The organism is Burkholderia sp. MR1-5-21 (assembly GCF_053427715.1).
In genome coordinates this window covers 103,284-118,351 of record NZ_JBSAXD010000005.1, presented here as the reverse complement: position 1 = coordinate 118,351, position 15,068 = coordinate 103,284, and the positions used below count along the sequence as shown (strand labels likewise).

The window sequence follows — 15,068 nt, the reverse complement described above, 5'->3', positions numbered from 1 at the left end:
CGCCCGTCGCGACCGGACCGAATACCGATATCAAAAGCAACCTGGAGGAGACCGTGATCAGAAAGACGATGGTGGCAATGGCCGTCATGGCCGTGTTTTCCCCCGCGCTCCACGCGCAGGCCGACGGCGGCCCGCGCGTGGATGCCCAGGTGTCGCAGCCCGGGCAGGCGAAGAACTATGCGCAGCTGTTGGTGGAACGCACGGTCGCGTTGCATCCGGAGCTCGTCGAGCTGGACCTGCACATGCGTCCGCCCGGCGAGTCGGAAAGCATCATCGTCGCAGCGAAGTCCGCGAAGCGGATCGGCATGAAATCGGACCGCGACGATCTCGACGTGGTCAAGACCGGCACGCCGTTCGTCGAAGTGAACAGGCGCGCCGACCAGAACGTCGAGGTGCACCTGCCGTTGCTGGACGTCACGCGCAAGGTGATCGGCGAGATCGAAGTGACGTTTCCATATCCGCCCGGATCGGGGCTCGACAAGGATGCGCTGATCCGCGCAGGCGCGGTGATCCGCGACGAGCTGAGCCGGCAGATCCGCTACGGCAACGAGCTGTTCGATCCCGTGCTGACGAACACGGGCATTCCGGCCAACCCGTACGCGCAGACGCTCGTCGACGACGTGATCCGCAAGCGCCGCGACGTGATGGTGATCGCGATGCACGTTGCGCGTCCGGGCGCCAGCGGCGACTATCCGATCGTCGCGTCGAACATCGGCCGCATCGGCAAAGCCGCCGACGCGGACGACCGCGACGTCATCGAGACCGGCAAGACGCATCTCGCAGTCGGCCGCGACGGCGATCGCCTCGAGGTGGAACTGCCGCTGCAGGATGCGTCGGGCCGCACGGTCGGCGCGCTCGCCGTCGTGATGCCGTACCGCGCGGGCGACGAGCAGGCCACGCTCGTGAAGAAGGCCGAGGCGATCCGCCACGAGCTGCGCGAGCGGATCCCCGACGCCGCCGCACTGTACGAGCCGAAGCGGCTCGAACCGGCGACTTCGGTGGTCGCGGCGCAGCTCAACGACGTGGCGCTCGGCAACAAGGAATCGCTGCCGATGACCAAGGAAGTGATGGGCGCCGCGACGCTGCAGACCGCGCAGGAAGGCGTGACGGATGCGGTCAAGAACCAGGCCGGCGTCACGCCGACCAACTCGTCGGGCAGCCCGGCCGACGCGGCGAGCATTCGTGGCATCAAGGTCAACCTGTTCGCAAACTACCGGCTCAACGGCGGCTTGCCGACCGCGAACGTGATGTCGGTGCCGGCAGAGAACAAGGAGCGCGTCGAGACGCTGAAGGGCGCGAACGCGCTGATGTTCGGCGTCGCGAGCCCGGCCGGCATCATCAACATGGTGACGAAGCACGCGCCGATGGACAAGGACGTCGCGTCGCTCGCGGTGCTCGGCAATTCGTTCGGGCAGATCGGCGTCGCGGCGGACGTCAGCCATCGCTTCGGCAGCGAGAAGCAGTTCGGCCTGCGCGTGAACGCGTCCGATACGCACCTCGAGAACGGCGTGCACGGCGCGTCCGGACGCGGCTGGTTCGGCAGTGTCGGCGCCGACTGGCAGGTCACCAATCGCCTGCACTTCCAGTTCGACGTCGAGACGTTTCGGAAGGAAGTCGTCGAGCAGGGCAGCATCAGCCTGCCGACGGCGGTCAAGGGGCACATTACGCTGCCGAGTGTGCCCGATCCGCGCAACCTGCTGTCGGGCCCGTGGGCAGTCTTCTCGGCGAAGACGACGAACGTGCAGGGGCGTGTCGACTACGACATCGCGCCGGGCTGGAAGGCGCTCTTCGAGATCGGCCAGTCGGATTCGGATCGCTCTCGCTTTACGACGCGAATCGGCGGATACAACGTGTTCACCGGTGCGGGCGGCATCCCGACCGTCAGCGAGGTGACGCAGGTCTACTTCAACAAGTACAAGCGCGCGGAACTGCTCGGCCAGTTCGCGACCGGTCCGCTCACGCACGACATCACGTTCGGCGTGTCGCGCAGCGAGCGGATCGCCGAGACGCCCGCGCAGAACACGATCGTGCTGCCGGTGCGCGTCAACATCTTCGATCCGATCGCGTTGCCCGCGCCGGTGCCGACGAAGCCGGATACGTCGCTGCCGAAGCAAGTCAACGCGGATACGGGCCTTTATACATACGACATGGTCGGCATCGGGTCGAAGTGGAAATTCCTGCTCGGGTTCCGCGGCAGCCGGTCCACCGCGAACGACGGCGTCGTGTCGTCGGCGACGTGGGTCGGATCGCCGGCATTCGGCATCCTCTACGACGTGCTGCCGACGACCACGCTGTTCGCGAGCTACATGAAGGGGCTCGAGGACGGCGGCGTCGCGCCCGCGAACGCCAAGAACGCGTATCAGATCCTTGCGCCGGCCGTGTCGACGCAGTACGAGTTCGGCGTGCGCGACCATTACTTCCGGTGGCTGCAGGTCAGCGCGTCCGTGTTCGACATCAAGCGCGCGAACGCGGTGACGAATTCGGTCACGCAGATCTTCGCGAACGACGGCACGATCGAGTACCGGGGCGCGGAAGCGGTGCTGACGCAGGACATCACGCGCCAGTGGTCGCTGTCCGAGGCGATCCAGTACCTGCACGCGGTGCAGAACCCGACGAATGACATGACGATCAAGGGCCTCACGCCGGAAAACACGCCGAAGTGGATCGGCAACGTCGCGCTGACGCATCGCCCGTCCTGGCTGCCGGGCCTGTCGCTGACGGTGCGCGCGTCGTTCGTCACGAAGCGCCCGGTCAACCCGCAGGACCAGGGTTACATCCCGGGTTACACGATCTACTCGCTCGGCGCGAGCTACTCGACGCGCATCGGCGGCAAGCATGTCGATTTCAAGGTCGCCGTCGACAACCTGTTCAACAAGCGCTACTGGAACTCCGTGCAGACCGGCACGCTCGGCACCGGCATGGACCGCAGCGTCAAGATGCTCGCCAAGATCGATTTCTGACGTGCCGACCTTCATCCGCAACACGCTTTCGACAAAGACCATCATGAAACCCATCTCGATCCGGGCATTCGGCCGCGCCATGGCCACCGCCGTCGCGCTGGCGGGCGCGCTGCATGCCGGCGCGACCGGCGCAGCCAGCGTCGCTGCGCCGTCAGACACCGACGCGCTGTCGCTGATCATCACGTACCAGACGGCACCCGCGAACCGGCCGGCGCTGCGGCACGAACTGGCACAGTCGACCGCGCGCGAACTCGCGCGGTGGAAACGCGACGGGCGGATCCGCCAATACAGCCTGCTGTTCAACCGCTATGCGGATTCCGGCAACTGGGATGCGATGGCCGTGCTGACGTTCGCGTCGCCGGACGATCTGTACCGCTGGCGCACGGTCGAGCAGGCGCAACCGGCGGCGCTGTCCGGCAAGGCGCTGGCGGTGACGACCGCGATCCGCACGACGCCGGTCGATACGAAGCGCGCGGACATGCCCGGCAAGCCATCGCCGAACGCCGTGTACGTCGTGATTCCGTACAAGACGCTGGTGTCGGCGGGTGAGTACGAGCAGTACGCGGACAGCTACGTGATTCCACAGTTCAACGGATGGATGGACGAAGGCGTGCTGTCCGGCTATTCGCTCTTTACGAGCCAGTTTCCGGCGGGCCGGCCCTGGACCGCGATGGTGGTCCTGCAATACAAGGACGAGGCTGCGCTCAGCGCGCGCGAGGCGGTGGTCGCGAAGGTGCGCGAGCGGCTGAAGAGCAATCCGGAATGGAAGGCGATCAGCGACAGCAAGAAGAACGTGCGGACCGAGGAACAGGTGGTGATCGCCGATCCTGTCGCCGTGAATCAATGAAGCATTCGCTTCGATGGAACTTCCAATGAAAAAGCTCCCCCTCGCTTTCGTATCCGCATGTCTGCTGGCCGGCCACGCATGGGCCGCCGACTCCGCCGCGCCTGCGGCCGACGTGCCGCCACAACGCATCGTCCTGCTGGTCGACGAGATCAAGGCGATCCGCAACTTCCCGGTCGTGCTGGCCGAGCGTCTCGGCTACCTGAACGACGGCAACGCAACCGTCACGGTGATGAACATACGCGACGACGTATCGACCGCCGACATGCTGAAGGACGGGCGTGTCGATGCGGTGGTCGCCTACTACCATCACAACGTCGTCAACCAGGCTCACGGCATCGACACGGAGGCGGTCGTCACGCTGGGCGTGACGCCGGGCGCGAAGGTGCTCGTCGCGAACCAGGCGAAGGAGAAGTACCGGAACGTGGCCGACCTCAAGGGCGCGCGCTTCATCGCGGGCGGCGCCGGCTCGTCGAAGAGCACGGTCGCGAACGCGCTCGTGCTTGCCGGCGGTCACGCGATCGGCGACTACACGCGGCTCGGGACCGATGGCAAGGACAGGAACGTCGACGCGCTGCGCAACGGCGCGGCCGATTTTGTCGTCGCGCCGACACCCGACGGCGACATCTACGAGTCGAAAGGCGTGGCCACGGTATTCGCGGACCTGACGTCGGTCGACGGCACGCGCCAGGCGCTCGGCACGCTGTTTCCGTCGAGCACGGTGTACATGTCGAGCGCGCGCGTTCGCGCGCATCCGGAGATCGCGCAGCATCTGGCGGACGCGTTCGTGCGCACGCTGCAGTACATCGGCACGCATGCGCCCGAGCAGATCATGGCCGTGATTCCGCCGGAGATCGTCGGCAAGGACCGAGCCGCATACCTGAAGGTGCTGAAGGAAGAGATCCCGATGTTCGCAAACGACGGACGCATGCCGGACGACGGCGCGATGAAGGAGTGGCAGGTGCTCACCGCGGCCACGCCGGCCTATGCGTCGGTGAAGGTCGACCGGACCTATACGAACGCGTTTGTCGAAGCAGCGCTGCGCGCTCGGCAGTGAGCGAGCACGTGAGGTATCGAGCGTTCGTTGCCGATCCGGCATGAGACTTCACGAAGTGGCGGTCAAATGGCCCGGCTGTCGGCACTTCATGGAATGCGGACGCCGACCTGCATTCCCATACGCAAAACCGCGGCGACGTTGCGTGCCGCGCTGCGCACGTTGAACGCCGCATCCCGTAACGCATCCTCGACTGAACAGGGGCGGCGAACCGCGCTGAACAACGCGTCGATTCCATGCGCGTGGACGGCATCCGAGTCATGCGACAACGAGCCTGCCAGGCCGATCACGGGAATGCCACGTACGGCCGCCACGCGCGCGACGCCAATGGGTGTCTTCCCGTTGATCGTTTGCGAATCCATGCGTCCTTCGCCCGTGATCACGAGGTCCGCGTCCGAGAGCGTGCCGACCAGATCGATGGCGTCCGTCACGACCTCGCATCCGGGGCGCAGCCGCGCATTCAGCACGGCGAGCAGTGCTGCGCCGATGCCCCCACCTGCACCGGTACCGGGAACGGCAGCGATGTCCTGGCCGAGGTCGCGACGAAGCACGGATGCGAAATTGCGAAGACATTGGTCGAGTTGCTCGACCATTTCTGTCGTTGCGCCTTTTTGTGGTCCATAGATCGCCGAGGCGCCACGTGGACCGACCAGAGGATTGGTCACATCGCAGGCTACGTCGATCTGACATTGCGCGATGCGCTTGTCGAGACCGCTCGCGTCGATCTTCGCGAGCCGTGCCAATTCCGCCCCGCCGTAACCTATCTCATTGCCGGTAGCGTCGAGAAGGCGCACACCGAGTGCCTGTATCAGGCCGGCGCCGCCATCGTTTGTTGCGCTGCCGCCGATACCGATCACGAATCGCCGCGCGCCGGCGTCGAGCGCATCGATCATGAGTTGCCCCGTGCCGAACGTGGTCGTGATGCGGGGATCGCGCATTGGCGGCGGGACCAGGCCGAGGCCGCTCGCCGCCGCCATTTCGATGACCGCGAGCCCGGATTGTGCGGTGTAACCGTAAGAAGCCGCGATCCGAGCGCCGAGCGGTCCGACAACATCGACAGTGCGGCGCGTGCCGCCCGTCGCATCGATCAATGCCTGAACGGTCCCTTCACCACCGTCTGCGACCGGGACTTTGACGTAGCAGGCATCGGGAAACACTTCTCTGAAGCCCGCTTCAATCGCATCCGCAACGTCGAGTGCGCCAAGACTTTCCTTGAAAGAATCCGGTGCAATGACGATTTTCATGTTGTCTCCCCCAATTCTCGAACCGGTACAGAGTCCGGATGCTTGCCCGATTCCAATAAAACTGTCGCTGCCACTGTCGGACTACCGCTGGAATCGAAAATTTCCGTTGAACGGACATGCGCGATCATCAAAATGCAGGACTCCGGAAATAACTGGGTCGACGACGCCGCGCACATGAGTTCTTCAGGCTTGGGTGATATGGAACAGATTTGTCGTGCCGGCTCTGCCAAACGGCATTCCCGCAGCGATTACGATGAGCGACCCCGGCGCCGCATAGCCTTGATCGCGCGCGATGGCAGAAGCCACCTCGACCATGCCGGGCATATCGTTCAGGTCGTACTTGACATGCACGGAATGCACACCCCATGCGAGCGCGAGGCGGCGCGCGGTCTGGATGTTCGGCGTGACGCTCACGATGGGTGTCGCCGGACGCTCCCGCGATGCACGCAGGCTGGTAAAGCCGGAGCGCGTGAAGGTGACGATCGATGCGACGCCCAGCAAGTCGGCTGTTTGCCGCAGCGAAGCGCAAACCGCATCGGCTACGGTTGCTTCCGGCGAGAAGCAGGACTCGTGAACCGCCACGGTGCAGTGGGGATCGGTTTCGACCTCGGAGACGATCGCATCCATCACGGCTACCGCTTCCCGCGGGTACTTGCCCGATGCGGATTCGGCGGAGAGCATCACTGCATCGGCTCCGTCGTAGACGGCCGTCGCGACGTCCGATGCTTCGGCGCGTGTCGGCACGGGCGAAGCGATCATCGATTCGAGCATCTGCGTGGCCACGACCACGGGCTTGCCAGCCCTGCGGCAGGCTCGCACGATCCGCTTCTGGATGCTGGGCACCTTCTCGGCGGGCAATTCGACACCGAGGTCGCCACGCGCCACCATGACGGCATCCGATTGCTCGACGATCGCATCGAGACAGTCGATTGCCGCGGGCTTCTCCAGCTTCGACATGACAGCGGCGCGACCCTTTACGATCTCACGCACTTCCTCGAGATCCGTTGGTCGTTGCACGAACGATAGTGCAACCCAGTCCACGCCGAGGTCGAGGCCGAACTCGAGGTCGGCACGGTCCTTTTGCGTCAGCGCCGATATCGGCAATACGACCGAAGGCACGTTGACACCCTTGCGCTCGGACAGCCGACCGCCGACGACGACAACCGTTTCCGCGAAGTCGGCGCCGCAATGCTCGACTCGCAAGCGGAGCTTGCCGTCGTCGAGCAGCAACTCGTGTCCGGGGCTCAATGCCGCAAAGATCTCCGGATGAGGGAGCTGCACGCGGGAGCCGTCACCGGGCGCACTCGCGAGATCGAGGCGAAAGCGCGTGCCTGGAACAAGCGTCACCGGGCCGTCGGAGAACGTCCCGATCCGCAGCTTCGGCCCTTGCAAATCCAGCAGAACGGCAATCGGACGGCCGACTTCCCGCTCGATATCACGAATGATCGAAAGCCGTTCCTTATGCTGCTCATGCGTGCCGTGACTGAAATTCAGCCGGAATACGTCGGCGCCCGCATCGAACAGCGCTCGAATCGTCGCTCGATCGGAGCTCGCCGGCCCGAGCGTTGCGATAATCTTTCCACGTCGCTGGCGTCGCATATCGAAGTAGCTCCTGTTCCAAAGTAGGGCGGTGAGCTACTGTAGCGTTGGCTTCGAATCGCGTCTAATGGCGGTTTTTCAACGGGGTCATGACTGGCAGGAATGGCGCCGGACGCATGCGCATCGGCGAGTCGCCGGTTGCTGCCCGAGTTGCGGGTTACTGGTAGACAGCCGACGGCCATACGTTGAACGTCGTTTCGAACAACGCGGACATGTGCGCGCGGCTCGCATGATCGCTGCGAGCAACGAGTGCGAGGGGGCAGTGCAGCTTGTCGCCCGCCCAGAACACGATATTCATGTCGGGACCGATTTCCCGCGCGAGCCGTTCGCGGACAAGGCACAAGCCGACGCCCGCGTTCACGAGTTCGATCATCGAGGATTCCTGGTCGGCCTGGACGACTGTTTGCCTCGAGAGTCCGCGCTGCTTCATGACTTTGTCGACGAGCGCCGTTTGCGAGCTGCCTGCTGGCGTGCCGATCCAGGGCATGGCCGCCAGTTCCGCCCAGGAAGATCGCGTCAAACGGTCACGCCATTCCGCAGGGCCGGCCACCAGGTAGGTTTCGATGCTCAATCGGATGACGGTGAGATCCGCGTCGTCGACCGTGCCGAGATAGAAGCAGGCGTCCAGTTCGCCGTCTTTCACGCGCTGCAGCACGGAGCCCGAAATTCCGTGCTCGAGAACCACCTCGACCTGAGGATGGTGCTGCCGCATCTCGCGCAACAGCTCTCCCAGCCTGATGGATTCCGGGTCGATGATCGTTCCGAGCTTCAATGTGCCGGTGAGATGGCCCTGGATCGAGCGGGCCAGGTTGGCCATCTCGGTGGCAGCGTCGACCGTGCGTTGGGCAAGCGGCGCCAGGCGTTTCCCCGCAGGCGTCAATGTCATGCCTGACGGAGATCGATTGAACAAGGTCAGCCCCAGCTCGTCTTCGAGTGCCTTGATCTGCTTCGACACGGCAGACTGCGTCAAATGCAGCTGCTCCGCCGCGCGCGTCAAATGCCCGACACGCATTACCGAAAGAAAGGACCGCAGCTGATAAATTTCCATTGCTCGTCAGGGTAAATCCGGGCCGATTTTGGCGGCGCCACGAGGCCGGCTGGCGCGTTGCTATCTTCCGCTTATCGGCCGCGCGCCGCAACACGACGCGTCCGGTTTACATTCCCGACGCGAGCGGCGGTGCGCTTTGCGGCGGACGGCGGACATGCGTCGCCTGCTCGAACGAGTAGGCGATCGACAGCAGCGCTGCCTCGCGCCACGGTTTGCCGAGGATATCCATGCCGACCGGCACGCCAAGCGGGGCGGTGGGTGTCGGGGCCGAGAATCCGGCCGGAACCGTGACGGCCGGGAAGCCCGTCACGGACGCGAGAATGCCGTTGCGATCGGCCTGATTGAGCTCCGTCAAGGGCACGACGAGCCGCTTTTGCAGCGGATAGACGATCGCATCGAGGTGGTTGTCGGCCATGACCTTCGCCAGCACGGCGCGCGTCCTGGCGTCACGCTCCAGTCGAAGCTTGTAGTCCGGTTCCGCCATGCCGTCGCGGTAGGAGACGGAGGTCTTCAGGAAACTGTCGAGCGTCGCGTGGTTGAACCGGCCGCTCGCGTAGATCTGCCGGACCGTCTTCAGCGGGGCGTTCGGCATGGTCGTCGCGAGGTAGTGATTCATGACTGTCGCGAACTCGTATTTCTGCACGTCGTTATCGGCGATGAGCTTGTCCGATCCGAGTTCGGGCGCGTCGATATCGACGAGCGTCGCACCGGCCTTCTTCACTTGGGCGAGCGCCTGCTCCATGACGTCATTCACGGGCCGATGCTCGGGCGCGGAGCCGAACATCACGCGCAACACACCGATCCGCTTGCCCCGTAGCGCGTCCGCGCGCAGCGAAGCCACGTAGTTCGGATGCGGATGGCCTTCGGTGGCGGGATCGGCAGGGTCGGCCGCCGCCATGGTCTGCAGCATGGCGGCGACATCGACGACATGGCGGCCGAGCGGACCGATCGCGTCCTGCGTGCTCGACACCGGCATGATGCCGCTCAAGCTCAGCAGGCCATGTGTCGGACGCAGGCCGACAAGCGAATCGGCGGAGGCCGGCGAGCGCACGGAGTTCGCCGTGTCGGAACCCGTGCCGGCCATCGCCAGGTTGGCGGCGACCGCCGCGCCCGTGCCCCCGCTCGAACCGCCGGGCGTGCGCGTGAGATCGTAGGGGTTCAGTGTCTGGCCGCCGAGCGAACTCACCGTGGTGCCCGCGAGCGCGAACTCGTGCATGTTCGTTTTCGCCAGAATCACGGCGCCGGCTGCGCGCAAGCGGGCCACCACGAATGCATCCGTGGCAGGCCGCGCACCCTCGAGCGACAGCGAGCCGCCCGTCGTCGGCAAGTCGGCCGTGTTGTAGTTGTCCTTCAGCACGACAGGCACGCAGTGCAGCGGTCCGACCGGGCCCTTCTCCGAGAAGGCCGCATCGAGCCTGTCGGCGGTGGCGAGGGCGTCGTGGTTCAGCGTGAGGATCGCATTGAGCTTCGGCCCCTGTTCGTTGTAAGCGCTGATCCGGTCAAGGTACGTCCGGACGAGCGCATGACAGGTCAGGCGATGATCGTGGAACGCCTGCTCCAGTTGTGGAATCGTCGTCTCTTCGACGTTGAAACCCACAGCGAAAGCGGGCGTGGCCAATGCGGAAAGGACCGCGATCGTGGCGGCAAGGTGGCTTCTCTTCATGATTTCTCGACAAGGCGATAGGGTGACGCCGGAGCGCGCTGGATCGCGGACCGCAGGTGAATCAGGCGCCGGCTATCTCGTGCATGGAAAGCAATTCGATTGCCCGGCACAGCGCCGAGTGGTCGAGCTTGCTCATGCCGTGTGCGGCGCATGCATTCATCAGCTCCTGTGCAGAGGCGGTATGAGGCAGGGAAACCCCAAGTGCCTTGGCGCCCTGCAATGCGAGGTTGAGATCCTTCTGATGAAGCTCGATCCGGAAACCCGGTTCGAAAGTGCGCTTGACCATCCGCTCACCATGGACTTCGAGGATGCGCGACGCCGCGAAGCCGCCCATCAAGGCCTGTCGCACCTTGGCAGGATCGGCGCCGGCCTTCGACGCAAACAGCAGCGCTTCCGCGACGGCCTGGATGTTCAAGGCGACGATGATCTGGTTGGCAACCTTGGTCGTTTGCCCATCGCCGTTGCCGCCGATCAGCGTGATGTTCTTGCCCATCAGCTGGAACAGCGGCTTGACCTTCTCGAACGCGGCTTCGGGGCCGCCGACCATGATGGTCAGCGAAGCGGCCCTGGCACCGACTTCGCCGCCGGAAACCGGAGCGTCCAGGTACTGGCTGCCCAGGTCATTGATCTTTCTGGCGAACGCTTTCGTCGCGATCGGCGAGATCGAACTCATGTCGACCACGATCTTCCCGGGACCGAGCCCGCTCGCCACGCCATTTTCGTCGAACAGCACGGCTTCGACGTGCGGCGTGTCGGGCACCATCACGATAACGATGTCAGCGTGTCGCGCGACTTCACGACCGGACTCGCACGGCGTTGCGCCTTTCTCGATCAATTCCGCGGGAGGTCGATTCCGATCGTGCACGAACAATCGATGGCCGCCTTGCTGCAGATTGGCCGCCATCGGCGCGCCCATGATACCCAGTCCGATAAATCCAACGTTTGCCATCACATTACCTTTTCAATGAGTGTTTTGCGTTGCCGATATCGGCAACGCATCGCCGCATGGCCTAGAGCAGCACTTCGGGATTGACGCAGGTCTGCGGTTTCCCGCCGTTGAGTACGCTGATGACGTTGCCGGTCGCAATCTTGCCCATCGCGATGCGGGTTTCGGTCGTCGCCGACGCGATATGCGGCACCAGCACCACGTTGTCGAGATCGGCCAATCCGCTTTCGAGACTGGGCTCGTTCTCGAAGACATCGAGCGCGGCCCCGAAGATCACTTTGTCGCGCAGCGCGGCGACGAGCGCCTTTTCGTCGACGAGCGGCCCGCGGGCGGCATTGATCAGAATCGCCGTTCGCTTCATTTGCGCCAATTCCGGCGCGCCGATGTAGTGGTGCGTGTCGGGTGTGAGCGGCAGGTGCAGGGACAGATAATCGGATTCCCGCAACAGCGATTGCTTGTCGACGAAGGTCGCGCCCACCTGACGTTCGATTTCCGCATTGCGCCGGGCGTCCGTGTAGATCACCTTCATGTCGAACGCGGCTGCCTTGCGCGCGAATTTCGCTCCGATTCGCCCCATGCCGGCGATGCCGAGCGTCTTGTTGTCGACGTCCTGGCCGAGAAAGGCCATCGGCGCCCAGCCTTGCCATTTGCCGTCGCGCACGTAGCGTTCGGATTCGGAGATGCGTCGCGCGCTCGCAAGCAACAGCGCCCATGCATGCGTGGCGGTGGCGTCGTCGAGCACGCCTGGCGTGTTGGTCAAGATCACGCCGCGCCGGGTGGCTGCCTCGAGGTCGAAGTTGTTGAATCCGACTGCGTAGTTCGCGAAGATCCTGCACTGCGGACCGGCTGCATCGATCACGTCGTCATCGATCGTGTCGGTCAGCAGCGTAATCACGGCGTCGCGGCCCCGCACTGCCCGCAGAAGTTCGTCACGCGTGAGCGCACGATCATGCGGATTCACCTCCACTTCATGGAACTGGCGCAGATCATCGATGCTTTGCTGCGGAATCATGCGTGTGACATAAATATTGGCTCGTTTCATGGGTGCTCTCTTCGTAAGGATCTGACTCAACTTCGTTGCCGCGCCTCATCCGGCGACGCGTATCGAGCGCCGAAACGGGCGAGTTCATCGGCCATGGCCTGGTCGTCGGCAGGCGCGAGGCCGCTGACGCCGATTGCACCGCTCACACGCCCGTGCCGGTCGGTCAACACTGCGCCGCCAGGCAACGCAGTCAGCAACGGATCGCAGAAGTAGCTGAGCGGAATGTTTTCCTGCCGCAGCCGGTCGAGCAGCGCGACGGTCGTCACGCCCATGCGGACGCACGTATAGGCTTTTTGCTGCGAGATCTGGATGCTGCGCACGGGTGCGTCGTCCATCCGGAGAAAGCCGGCCAGAAAGCCGTGACCGTCGCATACCGCGATGCATATCGGCTTGTCGAATGCGTTGCTCGCGTTGTCGGCTGCGTATGCGAGAAGCGCCTGCACCAGTTCGAGATTCAGGTTGTCCACTGCGTGTGTCCTTCGTTCATTTGTCGATGGAACCGATCAGCGACAGAGCGTCACGCTCGTCATCGCGTCGCGCGTCTTCATGGACAGCAGCCTGCCCATTCAGCAGCGCCTGTTTCTTTTGCGCTCTCCGGAATACCCAGGCGGTCAGGATCGGCGTCAGCACCGCGGTTACGATCACGGATGCGGCCACCTGGATGGTGGCGGCCGGGGCGATCGCGGCAAAAGAGTGATCGGCCATCGCAATCGCCTGTGGCGTGCCTGCGGCGTTGCCGGCGGTGCTCGACGCAGCCGCGCCCGCCACGCCCGAGCCACCCAGCACCCGGTCGGCAAGAACGCAGACGATGCCGGTAATGGCAAATACCGCCATCCCGAGCACGATGCCCGGCATGCCTGCCGCGAATACCGATTTCAGATTGATCCCCTGGCCGAGCGTGAAGGCCATGAACGGGACGATCAGCGGTTCGTGCTTGCCGAAGAAATCGCGCAGCTCGCTGTCGAGATTGCCGAAGATCGCGCCCGCAAAGATCGGTGCAATGACCGACAACATGGTCAGCCACGGGATATTCGCCAGACCCGCGCCGACCAGGACGATCATGGTGACGAACGGCCCCGTCTCGATGCTCTGTGCGACGTAAGTGCCGGAATCTTCCTTGTTGCCGAAGGTGCTGGTCAGTGCGAGAAACATGCCGCCGTTCGTGTCGTTCATCGCGGCCAGAACGGCGAGCGTGCTGAGACCCAGGACACTCCCATGAAAGAAGCTGGCAATGGCGAGGGCAATCAGCACGGCAATGCCCACCTTCGCAAACAGGATGCCGAAGCCGCGCTTGAGCATGCTGGGCGCCGCTCGCAAGGTCATCTTGGTGCCGACGGTGAACAGGTACATCGCGAGAATCGTCGGATACCCCTGGTTGGTCAGCGCCTGGGTGAACCCGCCGATCTTCAGCGCGTTCGGAATGAAGGTATTGACCAGCATTCCGACAAAAAGGGGGACCACCATCATCCCGCCCGGCACCTTGTTGATGAACTGATAGATCCGCATCGCTACTGTCTCCTTGGCAGCACTTCATCTCGGCCCGCAACGGGCCAGCCCGCACGGACACTCGCACTATGCATTTTGTATTCAAAACACGATCATGTTATATGATGACTTTGAGGGCGCTCGCAACGTGTCGTAAACCCTGATTCGATGTTTGTTGCCCGCTGGATAAGGCTTTTGATGAAAATTCAGGCCCTGCGACCAACGCCGGGAGCTGGGCTGGCTATTTTCAGGAATGGATTTTGCATGCAATTTATGACGTTGCAGTACAGCATCGACTCAACGCGCTGAAACGCCCGATGGCCGGGCAAGCGAGGCAGGCACTGGCGCGATGAAGGGCCGGAATGTTGCGGCGTTGCGGCAGCGCGGCGTGGCGGACGCGTTCGGCACCACGCCGGCTAGCCTGTCCGATCTCGACCAACAGCTTGCTCGGGTCCGTTTGGCACTGGGCGGCCGGTCGGGCAACGCGCGGGCTGTTGCGCGGAAGCGTACTCGCAATCGACCGGTCAACGACGTGACCGCGCACCACGCGACTTTGTTCCGAGACCGATGCTCGGTGCGCCGCGCCGGGCGCATGACTCGCGTGCGCACCGGCCCGAAGGGTTCTCACCGGGCGTCATGATGCGCGTGCGGGACATTGTCGGGCGCAAACGATAACGGCGATTGATCCGGCCGGCCGCGTGCGGCGACGCCACGCAGAATGGCGGTCCACATGGGTCCCCACGAACGGTCGTCGAATTAGCCGCGCTCCGGAATTCTGCGTTTCACCCACATACGGCCGGGCGGCTCGAAGTACGTGCCGAACCGCACGAGTCCGGCCTTCTTCAGATGGCACGTCATCTCGAAACTCACCAGCACGCCCGGATCGTCGTTCTCGAGGATGTCGACGTCGATCGAGCGGATGCGTGGCTCATATGTCAAGAGAGTCGCTTCCATCTGCTGCTTCAGCATGTGGGCCGAGGCGGGCAGCGCCTTATAGATGTTCGTCAGGTCCGGCAGGCCGTAATCGGGCAGATGCTTGAGTGCGCCGGCGCGCGTGTTCAGGATGCGCTGCACGTTCTGCTGCACGCTCATGCATTCCAGCATCCGGTCGTCGTAGGCGTCAAGCGGCTCACCGCCGATCTGGCCGAGCAACATGTCGTAAAGGGAAGGCCCCGCCTGCATG

The 15,068-nt window shown here is 64.0% G+C and carries 12 protein-coding genes; 3 read left to right on the top strand and 9 right to left on the bottom strand.

What is annotated here, in order from left to right; translation table 11 throughout:
• Positions 1 to 53 precede the first annotated feature (53 nt).
• From ACV229_RS09030 to ACV229_RS09020, 3 genes are read left to right on the top strand one after another with little or no spacing between them, the layout of a single operon-like run.
• On the top strand, positions 54 to 2,960 hold the full coding sequence (locus ACV229_RS09030) for a TonB-dependent receptor (RefSeq protein WP_448082780.1): 2,907 nt from the start codon (positions 54 to 56) through the stop codon (positions 2,958 to 2,960).
• Between the two features lie 43 nt (positions 2,961 to 3,003).
• Positions 3,004 to 3,807 carry a hypothetical protein gene (locus tag ACV229_RS09025; RefSeq protein WP_448082779.1) on the top strand — a complete coding sequence of 268 codons (804 nt, stop codon included), beginning with the start codon at positions 3,004 to 3,006 and terminating at the stop codon, positions 3,805 to 3,807.
• Between the two features lie 25 nt (positions 3,808 to 3,832).
• Positions 3,833 to 4,861 (top strand): ABC transporter substrate-binding protein, encoded by a 1,029-nt coding sequence (locus tag ACV229_RS09020; RefSeq protein WP_448082778.1) that lies wholly within the window; start codon positions 3,833 to 3,835, stop codon positions 4,859 to 4,861.
• An 86-nt stretch (positions 4,862 to 4,947) separates the two neighbouring features.
• Here the strand turns inward: ACV229_RS09020 and ACV229_RS09015 are convergent, their stop codons facing one another.
• The 9 genes from ACV229_RS09015 to tssE form a co-directional block, all read right to left on the bottom strand.
• Positions 4,948 to 6,102 carry a glycerate kinase gene (locus ACV229_RS09015; RefSeq protein WP_448082777.1) on the bottom strand — a complete coding sequence of 385 codons (1,155 nt, stop codon included), beginning with the start codon at positions 6,100 to 6,102 and terminating at the stop codon, positions 4,948 to 4,950.
• 183 nt (positions 6,103 to 6,285) lie between these two features.
• Entirely contained in the window at positions 6,286 to 7,701 is a 1,416-nt protein-coding gene (pyk, locus tag ACV229_RS09010) for a pyruvate kinase (protein WP_448082776.1), read from the bottom strand.
• Positions 7,702 to 7,858: 157 nt separating this feature from the next.
• Positions 7,859 to 8,749, bottom strand: coding sequence for a LysR family transcriptional regulator (locus ACV229_RS09005; RefSeq protein ID WP_448082775.1), 891 nt, complete (start codon positions 8,747 to 8,749; stop codon positions 7,859 to 7,861).
• A gap of 106 nt (positions 8,750 to 8,855) precedes the next feature.
• The gene (locus ACV229_RS09000; protein ID WP_448082774.1) at positions 8,856 to 10,412 is read right to left on the bottom strand and encodes an amidase family protein; all 1,557 of its coding nucleotides are present in this window, start codon (positions 10,410 to 10,412) and stop codon (positions 8,856 to 8,858) included.
• A gap of 61 nt (positions 10,413 to 10,473) precedes the next feature.
• On the bottom strand, positions 10,474 to 11,361 hold the full coding sequence (gene glxR, locus ACV229_RS08995; protein ID WP_448082773.1) for a 2-hydroxy-3-oxopropionate reductase: 888 nt from the start codon (positions 11,359 to 11,361) through the stop codon (positions 10,474 to 10,476).
• A 61-nt stretch (positions 11,362 to 11,422) separates the two neighbouring features.
• Entirely contained in the window at positions 11,423 to 12,400 is a 978-nt protein-coding gene (locus ACV229_RS08990) for a 2-hydroxyacid dehydrogenase (protein WP_448082772.1), read from the bottom strand.
• A 26-nt stretch (positions 12,401 to 12,426) separates the two neighbouring features.
• Positions 12,427 to 12,867 (bottom strand): GlcG/HbpS family heme-binding protein, encoded by a 441-nt coding sequence (locus ACV229_RS08985; protein ID WP_448082771.1) that lies wholly within the window; start codon positions 12,865 to 12,867, stop codon positions 12,427 to 12,429.
• 16 nt (positions 12,868 to 12,883) lie between these two features.
• Positions 12,884 to 13,906: a 2-keto-3-deoxygluconate permease gene (locus ACV229_RS08980; protein ID WP_448082770.1), complete on the bottom strand. Its 1,023-nt coding sequence runs from the start codon at positions 13,904 to 13,906 to the stop codon at positions 12,884 to 12,886.
• A gap of 735 nt (positions 13,907 to 14,641) precedes the next feature.
• A complete protein-coding gene (gene tssE, locus ACV229_RS08975) occupies positions 14,642 to 15,067 on the bottom strand; it encodes a type VI secretion system baseplate subunit TssE (RefSeq protein ID WP_448082769.1) in 426 nt (141 codons plus the stop codon).
• Between the last annotated feature and the right edge of the window lies 1 nt (position 15,068).